Raw genomic sequence first — 13901 nt, forward strand, 5'->3', positions numbered from 1 at the left:
GATAACGGGCAGGCAAAATAAAGACAGGGAGAACCCGGGCGTCTGCGTGCAGCGCGCATCGGTCGGGTGTGTCGGCTAACCCAACGAGAGTTAAAGACCCTTCCCATGAAAACCTTGAGCGACTGCGTCCGGCAGTTGAAACGCTACTCCTACGCCTTGCCTGCCCTGCTGCTGGCGGGTACCTGTTCCTTCCTCGCCCTGGAAATCAGCGACAGCCGCGCCGAGTCCGTCGATGGCACGCAGACCCTGGTGTTCCTGCGTCACGCCGAGAAGCCCGCCGGCGGCCTGGGCCAGCTCAACTGCCAGGGTCTCAACCGCGCGCTGGATCTGGCCGAGTTGCTGCCAGAGCGGTTCGGCAATGCCGATTACGTCTTCGCCGCCGACCCCGGCCGGCACGTCGAGGAAGGCGAGAACGACGAATCCTACAGCTACCTGCGTCCGCTCATGACCATCAGCCCCAGCGCCATCAAGCTCGGCCTGCCGGTGAACATCGACTACGGCGCCAACGACACCCAGGATCTGGCCCGGGAGCTGATGCGCGACAAGTACCACAACGCGGTCATCTACACCGCCTGGTCCCATGGCTACCTGCCCGAGCTGATCAACGAAGTGGCCGGGCGCGCGGTGGGCCAGGAAATGAACATCACCGACGACTGGGCAGCCAACGACTTCGATTCGGTCTACGTGCTCACCCTGACCTGGCACGACGGCAAGGCCAGCCTGCTCTCGCGCAACGTCAAGCAAGGCCTGGACAACGGCCACACCGCCTGCCCGGCCTAGCAGCGGGCCTGGGTTCACACGCAGCACCAAGCGTTGCAAGGGAGGCTCGGGTATACTGCCGCTCCCTTTCAACGTGCTGCCCCGGAGTCACCATGCCTGCCAATCAACATCCCGATGCCGAGCCGATCGTTCAGGACGCCGAAGTCGATGGCCAGGCAGCGATCCCGGCCTTTACGTTCCCGTTCAAGCCCGGCGCGTTCGCGACCAAGCAAGCGGCCAGCTACCCCGGCGCGGGCAAGTCCAACCATGACAAGACCCCAGGCCGCGCCCCGAACGGCACTCGCCGCTCCATGGGCAAGCGCTGATCCCGTTCGCCAGGACGCCAGAATGACAAAGCCACCCGAGGGTGGCTTTGTCATTTTCAGGGGGTACGGCGTTCAGGGCTTGTCGCGCTGCTGCGCATATTGCCGCTGCTGCGAACGCTGGCGCAGGATGATCGGCAGGATGCGCCGCCCGTCGTTCCAATAACGTCCGGCCAGGCGGCTCGGTTCGCTGAGAATACGGTGCAGCCATTCCAATGAGAGCTTCTGCACCCACATCGGCGCACGCTGGACCTTGCCCGACAGGAAGTTCAACGCCGCACCGGTGCACAGGCCCACGCCATGGGTGCGACCGCGGTCGGCGATCAGCTTGCACAGCAGTTCCTGGCGTGGCGAGCCGACCGACATGATCAACAACTGCGCCCGATGCTGCTCGACGAACTGCAAGGTGGCCTCCACTTCCGCGGGGTTGTCGATGAAGCCCATCGGCGGGTTGTAGTGCAGGAACGTCACCGCCGGATAGCGCTGGGTCAGTATTTCCACCACATCGGGGGTGGAGCCGACGACCGTCACTGTCCAGCCTTCGCGCTGGGCTTCGTCCATCATCGACACCGTCAGGGTGCTGCCGGGAATCGCCTCGGGCACGCCTGCGTCGAACTTGCGCAGCGCCGGCATCAGTACCCGGCTGTCGCAGATCCGATAAGCGGCCCCATCGTAGGCATTGCGGAATGGCGGACTGTCTTCGAGCAATACAACATGGTTGACGTTGGCGGTGACCACGTAACCAAAAGGCTTGTTCACGTCGCCCTTGATGGCACGGATCAGGTCCCTTTGGTCACCTTTGTAGAAATCTATCCCAAAAACTTTCATCCAGGCCGTCCTATCAGTTCTAGAATGCGTTAATGCAGCGCCGTAGAAAGGCTGCGGGAGCTTGGACGATTCGGCTTGTTCGTCTAAAGCATGTAATTGATTGTCTTCTATCCATAGGCTTAGCCGATGAACATCAAAAGGTTGTTTTCACGTGCAGAGTTCGAGCGCGCTGTACCTTTCGTGCTCAGGCCCGACCCGTTACGTCCCCGTCGCGCTTTGTTGAGTGCAACGATGGCGTTGCTGTTGGGCTCTGGCGCTGCGTTCGCGGATGTGCCGATGACACAGGTCAACGTGTCGGGGGCCGAGTTCTCCGAAAACGTGTTTCCGGGCGTGGAAGGTACGCACTATTTCTTCCCGCGCGAAGGCTTCTTTGCCAACTGGAAGCGTCGTGGCGTACAAAGCGTGCGCTTCCCGTTCAAATGGGAGCGACTGCAGCCTACGCTGGGGGGTCCGCTTGACCCTGTCTACGCCAAGCTGATCGACAAGATGCTGGTGCAGGCCGCGCAAGCGAACATGCAAGTGATCCTGGACGTGCACAATTACGGGCGCTACCGCGGCAAGATCATCGGGACCCGGGACGTCACGGTGGATCACTACAAGAACCTCATGAGTCAGATAGCGCGCCGCTGGAGCGGTTACAGCGCCCTGGCCGGCTACGACCTGATGAACGAGCCCCACGACGAATCCGATGCCATCTGGCCGACGGCCGCTCAGGCGGGCATCGATGCCATTCGGGCGATCGACAAGAACCGTCCGATCTACGTCGAGGGTCGTTCGTGGGCCAGTGCCGAGCGCTGGCCGAACTACAACAACGATCTGCTCAAGCTCAAGGACCCGTCCAACAAGCTGATCTTTTCCGCGCATATCTACCTCGATCCTGACGGCAGTGGTAACTACAAGAATCGAATTTCCGGCACATGGAATCCGGACATCGCCGTGAACCGGGTCAAACCCTTCGTCGAGTGGCTCAAGCGCAACGGCAAGAAAGGCCACATCGGCGAGTTCGGCATCCCTGACAACGACCCACGCTGGCTGGACGCGGCCGAGCGTCTGCAAAAGTACCTGGCCCTGCAGTGCATGCCCCTGACCTACTGGTCGAGCGGCCCCTACTGGGGTGGTTACTTCATGGCGGTCGAGCCGATCAACGGCCAGCCTCGTCCTCAATGGACAGTCATGGGCAGGTACCTCAAAGAGCCGAAGTGCAAGGCTATCGGCCCGACGTAACCGCCAGGCCCGCAGTACCGGCCGGTCGTCCCAGCGGACGATCGGCCGATTGCGAAGCCGGCACCCTCACCTGCCCGTAATACACGAATGCCGCAACCGCGAGCGCTGCGATGTTGCCGTCATACATCATGGCCGGCGACAGGAACAGATTGATCAGGTTGAAGCACATGTCGAGAACAAAGGCAGCAAGCAGGTCACCTTTGTTCCGGCACTGGCGACTGATTCTCCAGAATCCGACGAAATACACCAGAATGATCAGCGGCATGATGAAGCCGTAGCGGTACATCACGCCCAGCACACCCACGTCGGACAGGTAGAAGTAGGAGCTGTACAGGCGCGAGAAACCACCCTGCCACTGCAGCGACAGTGCGCCCATCCCCACGTACCAGTTCGCGGCCGTATCGCGCAGGATGATCGCGGTGGTATCGGCACGCACCCCACCCGGCTCGGTCGCTTCCTGCACCAGGGCCATAAGCCGCTCGTACTGGGCTTCAAACGGCGCTGGCATGACCATGTAGGCGACCCCGCCCACGACGATGATCGCCAGGCCCAGCTTGACCAGCACGTGCAGGTGCGCGCGGAAGATCCACAACGCGGCCAAGGTCCACACCAGCATGGTGTTACGTGTCTGCAGCACCAGCCACAGGTAGGCGGCGAACAGGCCCAGCAACAGCACCGGTACCAGCTCGATACGGCGGCGCAGGCGGTACATCAGCATCATGGCGCACAGCGAGACGTAGGAGCCGCCGATGCTGAAGCGGTCCGGACGCAGCGGATTGAGGCCGTAGTCCTTCTCGTCGACGTTGAAGGCGACCGCAGCGTTTTCCGGGACGATCTTGAAGTAGTAGAGAAAGCCGACCGCCACACATGCCAGGCCGCCGATCAGGAAACAGCGCTCGAGCTGCTCCTGGGTCGGCTGCGCCTTCAGCATCAGGTACAACGCCGGAAAGAACAGCAGGTACAGGAAGTTGCGGCGTTCTTCGAGCAGGCCGTAGAACAGTGGCTGCTCGAAGTGATACCAGGAGAACAGTGCCGACATCACCGGCAGGGCCACGCCCATGAACAGGATCCACATACTGGCCCGCGACTGCCACGGGCGTTGCCACATGGCCAGCAGCAGCACGGCCGCGCCAACCACGCCAGCCAGGTACAGCTCGCGCAGGTATGGCAAGCCTGCCAGCTTGTTGTCGGTCAGGAAAAGAAAGCCGGAGTTGACCACCACCAGCAGGCACAGCAACGTGCGTGGATTGAGCAAAGCCTGGAGCATGTCCGTTACCTCGTGGACGATAGATCACTCAGCGCCATTTGAACGCCAAGCCCTCGGTGATGCCCTTGATGCCGAACTTGATGTTCTTGGCACTGCCGCGGTTCTGCAACACGGTGATCGCGCCCAGGGCGACCGCCGAGACGAAGGTGCACGCGGTCGAATGGAAGCGCTTGTTGTACATGATCGCCGCACGGTTGCGGTAGTAATGAAACATGTGGCTGCGACCTTTGGTGCTGCCGCTGTCGCCATGACGGGCGAAGCTGTCGAGGGCCACGCGGCCATGCCAGCCCACGGCGGCGGCACGACGTTCCCAGTCCACTTCTTCGGAGTACATGAAGTAGCGGTGGTCCATCATGCCGACCTCTTCGATCACCTCGCGGCGTATCATGAGGCTCGCGCCCATCAGGTAGTCGGGCTCGGGCAAGCCGGCGGTAGCCAACTGCGCGCGGTCCATGTTCTTGCCCATCAGCTTGGTCTTGCCCAGCCAGGGGAACAAGGTACCGCCGCCGACGCACTGGACCACCTGAGGGCGATCCGAGTAGACCAGCACGGAGGCCGAGAAGCCACATTTGGGCGACTGTTCCAGGGTGTCACGCAGTGCTTCCAGGGCGCCGGGCTCGACGGTGACGTCGTTGTTGAGCAGCCAGATGTAGCGATAGCCTGCGCGCACGGCGTAGTCGATGCCGACGTTGTTGCCGCCGGCGTAGCCGTGGTTGCCTTCGTTGATGATCAACACCCGCTCGTAGGGTGTGTCATAACTGCCGGCTGCGCGCTCGTCGATCACCTGAACGTCCGGGCCGGTCGAGTCGTTGAGAAACTGCTTGAGGCGCGACACGCTGTCGTCCTTGGAATCGTTGTCGATCACCACCACCGGGACGCGGCAATGGGCGTCCAGGGCACGGATGCAGTCGATGGTGGTATCGGCGCCATTCCAGTTGAGGATGATCGCGCACACGTCGTTGTTGGATCGGGTCATGCTTGAGCCTCCTGTAGAGTGCCACTCTGGCGGTTCTGCCAGGCACGCGCCTTGAATACGACGATGGACATCATCGCCAGATAGATGAAAATGTTTGCTGCGGCGATAGCGATCACCACCGCCAGGGCCGAGCCGCCCCACAGGGCGCCGATGGCCACCGCGCCGAAGCGTAGCGAAGTCGCGAAGACTTCGAAGCCCAGGAAGTAGGCCTGCAGGCGCAACGCCGGGATGGCGACCTCGCATGGCATCGCTGCGAACCGGGCCAGCTCTGCCAGGGCCAGCCAGCGCGCGTATTCGCCCGCTTCGTGCCACTGGGCGCCGAAGGCCAGGGTGAACAGCCACGGCCCGGCGATGACCAGGATCAGGAAGCCCGACGCACCGATCGCGGTCATCGCGCCCACGCCCTTGAGCAGCAGGCCGACCACCGCTTCACGAGCGTGCACGGCAGCGGCGATGCGCGGGTAGAAAACGCTGCCCATGGCTTTGCCGATGAAGTTGCTGGGCATGGCCAGCACTTGCAGGCACAGGGCGAAATAGCCTGCCGGTATGGCGCCGAAGAGCGAGGCCAATACCAGTGTGGGCATGTGCACCGACAGCGCGTTGATCAACACTTGCGGGGCACGGAAAAGGGGGAAGTCGCGGTATTCGCTGGCCAGTTGGCGCAGGGTCTTGCGCGGGGCCTCGTCGGCCTCGGTCGCGTCGGCCGGTGCCGGCTTGCTCATGGCCATGCCGATCAGGATCAGCAGGCTGTGCACCACGTAGTACAGCGCGCTGGTCACCACCAGCATGGTCGCGCTGTTGTTGAACAGGCCGCCGACACTGCGCATGCCGTTGTAGACCAGGGCATGGCTGGTGGCCGCGCGGGCGGTCAGGCGGTAGCGGCCATGGCGATACAGCCACTGCTGGAGCACTTCGAGGACCGCCGAGCTGAACATCACCAGCGGCAGCAGCATCAGGTACGGGGTGAGCAGTTCCAGGTTCCAGCGCTCGGCCAGCATCGGCCCCCAGAACAACAGCACGACCGCCACCAGCAGGGACACCAGCAAGGCGACCACGGTCGCCAGCTTGGCCAGCCCGCTGGCGTCGCGATGGCGCTGCGGCAGGACGATGGCCATCGACCAGGTCAGGCTGCAGGCCGGAATCAGGATGATCGTCAGGCTGAGGAAGGTACCCACCACCCCGAACGCTTCGGGGCCGTAGATCCGCATGATCACCGGGATCAGCGCCAGGTTGATCAGCTGCGCGCCGGCCGAGCCGCCGAGCGCTGTCGCCAGGTTGCGCACCATGCGGTTCTGGCGCAGCTGCTGGATCAGGCCGGGGGCCGCTGCCGGCCCCTGGCTCAAGTCGTGTTCCATCCCAGCCTCCGGGCTCAATAGATGTTCCGTGAGAACAAGGTGAACGGGGTCTTGATCAGGATCTTGATGTCCAGCCACAACGACCAGTGATTGATATAGGCCAGGTCACGCTCCAGGCGCCCCTGCATCTTGTCCAGCGTGTCGGTTTCGCCGCGGAAACCGCTGACCTGGGCCAGACCGGTGATGCCCGGCTTGATGCGATGACGCGCCATGTAGGCCATCAGCTTGTCGCAGTAGTAATGGTTGTGGGCGATCGCATGGGGACGCGGACCGACCAGGGCCATTTCGCCACGCAACACGTTGAGCAGTTGCGGCAGCTCATCCAGCGACGAGCGACGCAGGAATGCACCCACGCGGGTCACTCGCGAGTCGTTGCGGGTGGCCTGCTTGACTTCCTGGTCGTCGTGCATGCGCATCGAGCGGAACTTGAAGACGTGGATCACGGTGCCATTGCAACCGTCGCGCCCCTGGCGGAAGAACACCGGGCCTGGCGAGGACAGCTTCACCGCCACCGCGCAGGTGATCAGCACCGGTGCCAGGACCACGATCGCCAGCAGTGCCAGGCTGCGGTCGATCAGATCCTTGGCCATGGCGGCGGCCGGGTGCGAACTCAACGGGGTTTCGTTGAGGTAGATGGCCGGGAACTGTTCGATCTGCGAGATCGACTGGTTGAGCAGCATCATGCTGCCGAAGTCCGGCACCCAGACCACGTCCACGGCCAGGTCGAGCAGGTCGACGTAGATCGATTCGATCTGCACCATGCGATCCAGTGGCAAGGCGATGTAAACCCGGCGCACCTGTTCGCGCTGGACGATGTCGCGCAGCTCGTCGAAACCACCCAGGTGCGGCACGCCCGGCACCGGCACCCAGTCGGCATCGACTTCGGCGTCGGGTGCGATCACGCCCAGCACCGGAACGCGCGGCTTGAGCTGACGAGCCAGCTTGCCGGCCAGTTCACCGGCACCGATGATCACTGCCTTGCGTTCGTTCTTGAGCCGCTGATTATGGCGGTTGAGCAGGAAGCGCAAGGGAATGAACGTCGCCGCCTGGGCCAGGAAGCCGTAGACGATCAGCTTGACGGCCATGCCTGGCGCCAGGCTCTGCGGACTGCCGCTGAGGTAGATGACCACGGCCAGCGCCGCGACCAGGGTCAGCCAGCCGCCGAGCAGGCGCAGCAGGCCGCTGAGGTAGTTCAGACGTTTGTGGTAGACGTGCAGGAAGCTGTAGACCGGAACCGAGGCAAGCACCCCGATCATCATCAGCACGCGGTACTGCGGCGGGAATTCATTGAAGTGTGCGTACAGCACACTGAATGTGAGCGCGCATGCCAGAGCGGCACCCGCGAGCCACATGGTCCAGAACGTCAGGCCCCGGCGGTTTACCATCGGGTGCAAGCGAGGCGCAATCATGGAAGTTTCCTCAGCAGACAAATGCGGCGTGGATTGGCATTTTCCGTAACGCGGCCAGCCGGGCGCACTGCTCGCCCCAGGGGGTGAGCGGCGCGGCTGCAAGGTCGGAAAGGTTTATTGGGCCGGGGCTGCCGGCAGGTAATCGTAGTAGTGGTCGCGACGCTGACCGGGCTCGGGACGCGAGACCTGGTTGAGCACCACGCCGGTGATCGGCGCGCCGGTCTGCAACAGCTGACCGATGCTCTTGCGCACCAGCGGCATGCTCGTGGCCTCGGACTTGATCACGTAGATCACCGAATCGGCCATGCCGCACAGCAGTGCCGCATCGCTCACCGACTGGCTGGCCGGGGTGTCGAGGATCACGCGGTCGTAGCGGTGACGTGCCCATTCCAGGAAGGTCTGCATGCGCGTGCTGGCCAGCAGTTCCTGCGGGTTGTAGGGCATTTCACCGGCGCAGATCACGTCCAGGCTACCGATGCTCTGCAGGCAGTCATCGACGCCCGCCTTGCCGGCCAGCAACTCGGCCAGGCCGATGTGGTGAGCGTCCAGGCCCAGGTTGCTGGCCACTTTCGGACGTCGCAGGTCGGCTTCCACCAGCAGCACGCGTTCGACGCGAGCCATGGCACCGGCCAGGTTGATGGCCAGGGTGGTCTTGCCTTCGCCCGGCGTGGTCGAAGTCAGTACCAGGGTCTTGCGACGGACATCGTCGTCGTTGAGCATCACACCGGTGCGCAGGGTCCGTACGGCTTCGGCGAAAGCCGCGTCGTCGTTACGCTCGAACTGGCGATGGATGCGCGAACGGTTGCGGCGCTTGAGCATCGGCACCACGCTGAGCACCGGCAGGTGCAGATTGCGTTCGACGTCGGCGCTGTTCTTGAAGCTGTTGTTCCAGGCTTCACGCAGCAGGGCGATGGCGCAACCGGCAATCAGCGACAGCAGTGCAGCCAGGACCACCAGAATGGCCTTGCGCGGCGTGGTCGGGAACAGCGGTGCGATCGCCGGATCGACCACGCGGGCATTGCCCGAGACCAGGTCGGCGGTCGCCATGGTTTCGCGCAGCTTGGTCATGAAGGTGTTGTACACATCACGGTTGCTGTCGACGTCACGTTGCAGTTCGCGCAGGGCGAACTCCTTGCGGGAGATGTCCTGGATTTCCTGCTTGTTGCTGTTGAACGAGGAGCGCAACGAGTTCTCGTTGTCCTGCGCCAACTGATAGTTGTGCTGCAGGCCGGCGACGACCTGGCTCACCTGGCTGCGCAGGCTGGCCTGGGCGGCTTGCAGTTCGGAGCGTGCGGCAACCATCTGCGGGTGTTTGTCGCCGTAGCGCTGGCTGTACTCGTCGACACGCGCCTGGGCGGTGGCGGCGACGGCCTGGAACTGCTGGATCACCGGGTTGTTGATGACCGCAGGCACGCTGGACAGGTCCAGGTTGCCGCCGCGGGCCAGCAGACCCTGCACCTGACGGTACTGGCTCTGGGCATCGGCACGTTCGCGGCGTGCATCGACCAGACGGTCGCTGGTGCGAGCCAGCTCGTTGGCGGTGATGGTGGCAACGCCGCCGACGTCGACCAGGCCCTGGCCATCGCGGTAGGCCTGCAGCTTGCTTTCAGCCTGCTGCAGTTGGGTACGCAGTTCCACCATGCGGGTGTTCATCCAGCGGCTGGCGTTCAGCGATTCCTGCTGCTGCGAAGACTGGCGGCTGGCGAGGTAGCCCTGAGCCAGGGCGTTGGCGGTAGCCGCGCCGGTTTCGGCGTCGGCCATGGTCACGCCGATGCTGACCAGATGGCTCTTGCCGACGACCGTCACGCTGGTGCGCTGACGCAATTCCATCACCGCGCTGTTGAAGGCCTGCTCGTCGGTGTAGTTCAGCTCCTGGTGCCAGCTCTGCGGGAACCAGTCGGCATGCCAATTGGACAGTTGCGCCTTGATCTTGGACAGACGTGAGGCTTTCTGGCGTGGGTCCAGTTCTTCATGGTGCGACAGGTCCAGTTCACGCACGGCGCGCTCGGCCACTTCGCGGCTCTGGATCAGGCCCATCTGGGTCTGCAGGTAGTCGCTGTTGGGATCCGGACGGTCCGGCGTCTGCTGAAAGGTGATGACCTGGTTGCCACTGGGCTCGATCACCAAGGTGGCGACGGAGCGATAGGTCGGCGTCATGTTCAGCGCGTAGATCACGGCGGCAGCGGTGCCTACGGCGAAGACGCCGAGGATCATGCCGCGGCGACGCCACAGCGTGCGCCACAGTTTACGCGAGTCCAGTGCGTCGCGATCTTCCGGCGCGGGCGAGGCCTGCCATGGGGCCATGCCCTGGCTGTTTCTTACGGCAATCTGGCTCATCTTAGAAGAACCCCTGATCAATAGTGATGGTGTCGCCCGGTTCTACCGGTGTTGCCAACTGGGCCGGCTTGGCGCTGCCGCCGCGGTTGATGTTGATGCGGTTGACCGAAGCACGCTCGGTCAGACCGCCCGCCAGAGCGATGGCGCGGTCCATGGTCAGGCCCGGCTTGTAGGGATAGCCGCCCGGCGCCTTGACTTCACCGCCGATGTAGAAAGGACGGTATTCGACGACGCTCACGGTCACTTTCGGATCCTTGAGGTAGTCACCGCTCAGGCCCTTGGTGATGACCCGTTCGATCTCGTCGGTGGTCTTGCCCAGCGCTTTCACGTTGCCCAGAAAGGGGTACGAGAAGGTCCCGGAATCGTTGAGGTGGACTTCTTCGTTGGTCAGGTCAGGTTCACCCAGGACGGAGACCCGGATGACGTCGCCCGAAGCGAGTTTGTAGGCATCGGCCTGGGCTCCCAGGCTGAACAGTGCCAGTACGACGATCAATGCTTGCTTGAACATGGTGGCTTCTCCCCTTTGGGTCAGGTTCACAGGGACAGCTTGAGGCTGAGCAGGTAGATGTTGCGAACGTAGTCTTCGCTGTCCACGTTCGAGTTGTTGTCCACGCGGTTGTAGCCCAGGGAAACCTCGGCCCAACGGCTGGCGGTGTAGATGATCTCGGCACCCGCGGCATTCTGGGTGTCGTCCCGACCACCCGTGCCCAGGTACTCGCGCTGTGCGTGGCGATAGTTGACGTCGGTGGCGAAGAACGACGACCAGCTGTGGCGCCAGCCCAGGCGGCTGCTGGTCACGTGCACGGTGTTGGCACCGTCGTCACCTTCGTCGAAGGCGCGGCGCATGTTCACCGAGATGGTGGAATAGGTGCGTGGCTTGTAGTCCATGCCCACTTCCCAGGTGCCGCTGCCGTAGTCGTTGCTCTGCGAGCTTTCGAAATCCTTGCGCTCGTAACCGGCGCGGGCGGTACCGCTGAGCTTGGCGGTGACGTCACGGTCGATACCGAACAGCACGCGGTTGCCCTTGCTGTTACGGCGGTCGAAGTCCAGGTAGTCGTAGTCGACGTGGTCCAGTTGAACCAGGGCGCGGGTGCTGCCGCCCAGGCGATGGAACCAGGTACCGCTGACGCTGGTGGCGTCGTATTCCTTGTCGTCGTTGATGCCATCGGCATTGCGATAGCGCTGCTGACGGTAGCCGCCACCCAGCTCGATCTGGTTCATGGCGCTGAGGGCGCCGAAGGTGTACTTCAAGCGACCGCCCTGACGGGTGTACTTGTCGTTCTCGCGCTCGTCGGCGGAGTCGACGGTTTCTTCGCCGCGCTTGTAATCGAGCGTAGCGTCGAGGCGATTGCGCGAATCGAAGGCCCAGATACCGCTCAGCTCGGCATCGTGGTCGATGTGGCTGGCGTCGGCGTGGTCCAGATAGGTCTGGCTGTCGGCCGAGTACTGGAACTTGTAGCCGGTGTTGCGGGTTTCGCGGGTAAACAACAGGGTCGGCTTGACCGAGGTGATCCAGGACGCGTCCTCATTGCGATCCACGGCGCGAAAGTTGTCGTCGTAGCGTTCGCTTATCTCCAGTGTCGGAGTGAAGTTCACGGGGCCCAACTCGACCTTTGCCGGTTCCAACGCCCAAGCGCTCAAGGGCCAGGGCGCCAGCGCCAGGCATGCCATCCACTGTTGTTTATTCATATCCATTCCCACTGCGTAATTCGGGTAGACGCCAGAGGCGCCTAGAAAGAAAAGCCGATTTCATTGCGTCGCAGATCGGCCTCGACCATCATCCGGCACAGCTCTTCGAGGCTGGTCTGCGGCTGCCAACCCAGCACTTCACGCGCCTTGGCCGGGTCACCGATCAACAGATCGACTTCGGCCGGACGGTGGAACATCGGGTTGACCTTGACCAGCACCTTGCCGGTCGCGCGGCAGGTGCCGCATTCCGAATCGTCCTTGCCCGACCAGTCCAGGCTGATGTCCACAGCCTTGAACGCCATGCTGACGAAGTCGCGCACGGTTTCGGTACGGTTGGTGGCCAGGACGAAAGTGTCCGGCTCATCGGCTTGCAGCATGCGCCACATGCCTTCCACGTATTCCTTGGCGAAACCCCAGTCGCGCTTGGCGCCCAGATTGCCCAGTTCGAGCACGTCGAGTTTGCCCAGCTTGATCTTGGCTACGCTGTCGGTGATCTTGCGGGTCACGAACTCACGGCCGCGCAGAGGCGACTCGTGGTTGAACAGGATTCCACTGGTCGCGAAGATGCCGTAAGACTCGCGGTAGTTGATCGTCATCCAGTGGGCGTACAGCTTGGCGACGCCGTACGGGCTGCGCGGGTAGAACGGCGTGCTCTCAATCTGCGGAATCGCCTGTACCTTGCCGAACATCTCGGAGGTGGACGCCTGGTAGAAGCGGATCTTCGGGTTGACGATACGGATCGCTTCAAGCAGGTTGACCACCCCTACCCCGGTGATCTCGGCCGTGGTCAACGGCTGCTCGAAGGACACGCCGACAAAGCTCTGCGCCGCAAGGTTGTAGACCTCGGTGGCCTCGGTGTTCTGCAGCAGGCGAATGCTGGCCGACAGGTCGGTGAGGTCGTACTCGACCAAATGCAGGTTGGCATGAGTCGCGACACCGAGCTCTTCCAGACGCCAGAAGTTCACCGAACTGGTGCGACGGTAGGTCCCGTAGACGGTATAGCCTTTTTCCAACAAGAGCTGCGTCAGATACGCCCCATCCTGGCCGGTTACACCGGTGACAATCGCTTTCATGCAAATCTCCAGAGTCTTTGGTAAGCAATAACAACCAGTGCAACGCCCGACGGTACATCCGGAGGAGCTGACCTTGGACAAGCTATTGCAGCAAGGTTCAGTGCGGACATCGTATAAGCGTGGCATTGGCGCAAAATAAATCAGGTACACGTCCTGCCCAGCACTGTGAGGCGCTGCAACTGTGGTGTACCCATGGCATTGGCGATCGTGTGCGTCCTGTTCGGTCGCTCTTTGTCAGTGCCGACTCTGGGGCGGCATCGGTAAGGCGAGGTGATACTAGGTGTCGAAACTCCGGCAGTGCAAGCTGAGTGCTATTACCCGCCTCCAAATAAATAACAACCCGGGTGATTTTTTATAAAAACGTTGTAGATCAATAGGTTATATATTCTGTAATGATGGCGCCAAATATCTGCAGGCCCATGGTGTTATTTTTATTGGCGCCAATAAACATTTGCTCGGCAATGCAAGTCGAAAGTCCGTCGAGGCGCGACGGTTCATTGGCGAAACGGTACCAACTTCGTGTGTGCCTCAGGTGCAGCCCACGGTTGGCGAGGGCCGCAATAATTGGGGCAGGTCACAATGTGCAACACGCACGAAACAGGTTTGTTAAAAAATGGCTTCATACCCATCCGAGTCGTTCTGGATAAACGCCAGTAAACCG

Annotated in this window: 12 protein-coding genes; 3 read left to right on the forward strand and 9 right to left on the reverse strand. The window is 62.4% G+C overall.

All coding sequences use genetic code 11. The features are described 5' to 3' along the window. The first annotated feature begins 105 nt into the window (after nucleotides 1–105). Together ASF66_RS04785 and ASF66_RS04790 are read left to right on the forward strand one after the other, a co-directional pair. On the forward strand, nucleotides 106–780 hold the full coding sequence (locus tag ASF66_RS04785) for a hypothetical protein (RefSeq protein ID WP_056842936.1): 675 nt from the start codon (nucleotides 106–108) through the stop codon (nucleotides 778–780). 92 nt (nucleotides 781–872) lie between these two features. Continuing rightward, nucleotides 873–1085, forward strand: a complete 213-nt coding sequence (locus tag ASF66_RS04790; protein ID WP_056842937.1) for a hypothetical protein — start codon at nucleotides 873–875, stop codon at nucleotides 1083–1085. Between the two features lie 72 nt (nucleotides 1086–1157). On the opposite strand, the gene ASF66_RS04795 is transcribed toward ASF66_RS04790, so the two are convergent. Beyond that, on the reverse strand, nucleotides 1158–1910 hold the full coding sequence (locus ASF66_RS04795; protein WP_056842938.1) for a WecB/TagA/CpsF family glycosyltransferase: 753 nt from the start codon (nucleotides 1908–1910) through the stop codon (nucleotides 1158–1160). A 231-nt stretch (nucleotides 1911–2141) separates the two neighbouring features. Here ASF66_RS04795 and ASF66_RS04800 point away from each other — a divergent pair, with 231 nt between their 5' ends. After that, nucleotides 2142–3134, forward strand: coding sequence for a glycoside hydrolase family 5 protein (locus tag ASF66_RS04800; protein WP_162240072.1), 993 nt, complete (start codon nucleotides 2142–2144; stop codon nucleotides 3132–3134). Here ASF66_RS04800 and ASF66_RS04805 read toward each other — a convergent pair. The 8 genes from ASF66_RS04805 to gmd all read right to left on the reverse strand — a co-directional run bounded on the left by ASF66_RS04805 (nucleotide 3118) and on the right by gmd (nucleotide 13240). Next, nucleotides 3118–4401, reverse strand: coding sequence for a hypothetical protein (locus tag ASF66_RS04805; protein WP_056842939.1), 1284 nt, complete (start codon nucleotides 4399–4401; stop codon nucleotides 3118–3120). The two genes, ASF66_RS04800 and ASF66_RS04805, sit on opposite strands and share 17 nt — an antisense overlap. 28 nt (nucleotides 4402–4429) lie before the next feature. After that, nucleotides 4430–5377, reverse strand: coding sequence for a glycosyltransferase family 2 protein (locus tag ASF66_RS04810; RefSeq protein WP_056842940.1), 948 nt, complete (start codon nucleotides 5375–5377; stop codon nucleotides 4430–4432). Continuing rightward, on the reverse strand, nucleotides 5374–6732 hold the full coding sequence (locus ASF66_RS04815) for a lipopolysaccharide biosynthesis protein (protein ID WP_056842941.1): 1359 nt from the start codon (nucleotides 6730–6732) through the stop codon (nucleotides 5374–5376). The genes ASF66_RS04810 and ASF66_RS04815 overlap by 4 nt, the downstream gene beginning before the upstream one ends. A gap of 14 nt (nucleotides 6733–6746) precedes the next feature. Then, nucleotides 6747–8141, reverse strand: a complete 1395-nt coding sequence (locus tag ASF66_RS04820; protein WP_056842942.1) for an undecaprenyl-phosphate glucose phosphotransferase — start codon at nucleotides 8139–8141, stop codon at nucleotides 6747–6749. Nucleotides 8142–8255: 114 nt separating this feature from the next. Beyond that, the gene (locus ASF66_RS04825; protein WP_056842943.1) at nucleotides 8256–10478 is read right to left on the reverse strand and encodes a GumC family protein; all 2223 of its coding nucleotides are present in this window, start codon (nucleotides 10476–10478) and stop codon (nucleotides 8256–8258) included. A 1-nt stretch (nucleotide 10479) separates the two neighbouring features. Next, on the reverse strand, nucleotides 10480–10986 hold the full coding sequence (locus tag ASF66_RS04830) for a polysaccharide biosynthesis/export family protein (protein ID WP_049859292.1): 507 nt from the start codon (nucleotides 10984–10986) through the stop codon (nucleotides 10480–10482). A 26-nt stretch (nucleotides 10987–11012) separates the two neighbouring features. After that, on the reverse strand, nucleotides 11013–12167 hold the full coding sequence (locus ASF66_RS04835) for an outer membrane beta-barrel protein (RefSeq protein ID WP_049859291.1): 1155 nt from the start codon (nucleotides 12165–12167) through the stop codon (nucleotides 11013–11015). Nucleotides 12168–12208: 41 nt separating this feature from the next. Further along, nucleotides 12209–13240, reverse strand: a complete 1032-nt coding sequence (gene gmd / locus ASF66_RS04840) for a GDP-mannose 4,6-dehydratase (RefSeq protein ID WP_056842944.1) — start codon at nucleotides 13238–13240, stop codon at nucleotides 12209–12211. Nucleotides 13241–13901: the final 661 nt, after the last annotated feature.

This window comes from Pseudomonas sp. Leaf129, assembly GCF_001423465.1.
Lineage (GTDB): Bacteria > Pseudomonadota > Gammaproteobacteria > Pseudomonadales > Pseudomonadaceae > Aquipseudomonas > Aquipseudomonas coleopterorum.

What these genes read in the sequence shown, in the direction of transcription:
- ASF66_RS04810 (WP_056842940.1), bottom strand. Translation starts at nt 5,377, where the DNA reads ATGACCCGATCCAACAACGACGTGTGCGCGATCATCCTCAACTGGAAT.
- ASF66_RS04805 (WP_056842939.1), bottom strand. Translation starts at nt 4,401, where the DNA reads ATGCTCCAGGCTTTGCTCAATCCACGCACGTTGCTGTGCCTGCTGGTG.
- ASF66_RS04800 (WP_162240072.1), top strand. Translation starts at nt 2,142, where the DNA reads ATGGCGTTGCTGTTGGGCTCTGGCGCTGCGTTCGCGGATGTGCCGATG.
- ASF66_RS04830 (WP_049859292.1), bottom strand. Translation starts at nt 10,986, where the DNA reads ATGTTCAAGCAAGCATTGATCGTCGTACTGGCACTGTTCAGCCTGGGA.
- gmd (WP_056842944.1), bottom strand. Translation starts at nt 13,240, where the DNA reads ATGAAAGCGATTGTCACCGGTGTAACCGGCCAGGATGGGGCGTATCTG.
- ASF66_RS04825 (WP_056842943.1), bottom strand. Translation starts at nt 10,478, where the DNA reads ATGAGCCAGATTGCCGTAAGAAACAGCCAGGGCATGGCCCCATGGCAG.
- ASF66_RS04795 (WP_056842938.1), bottom strand. Translation starts at nt 1,910, where the DNA reads ATGAAAGTTTTTGGGATAGATTTCTACAAAGGTGACCAAAGGGACCTG.
- ASF66_RS04790 (WP_056842937.1), top strand. Translation starts at nt 873, where the DNA reads ATGCCTGCCAATCAACATCCCGATGCCGAGCCGATCGTTCAGGACGCC.
- ASF66_RS04815 (WP_056842941.1), bottom strand. Translation starts at nt 6,732, where the DNA reads ATGGAACACGACTTGAGCCAGGGGCCGGCAGCGGCCCCCGGCCTGATC.
- ASF66_RS04835 (WP_049859291.1), bottom strand. Translation starts at nt 12,167, where the DNA reads ATGAATAAACAACAGTGGATGGCATGCCTGGCGCTGGCGCCCTGGCCC.
- ASF66_RS04785 (WP_056842936.1), top strand. Translation starts at nt 106, where the DNA reads ATGAAAACCTTGAGCGACTGCGTCCGGCAGTTGAAACGCTACTCCTAC.
- ASF66_RS04820 (WP_056842942.1), bottom strand. Translation starts at nt 8,141, where the DNA reads ATGATTGCGCCTCGCTTGCACCCGATGGTAAACCGCCGGGGCCTGACG.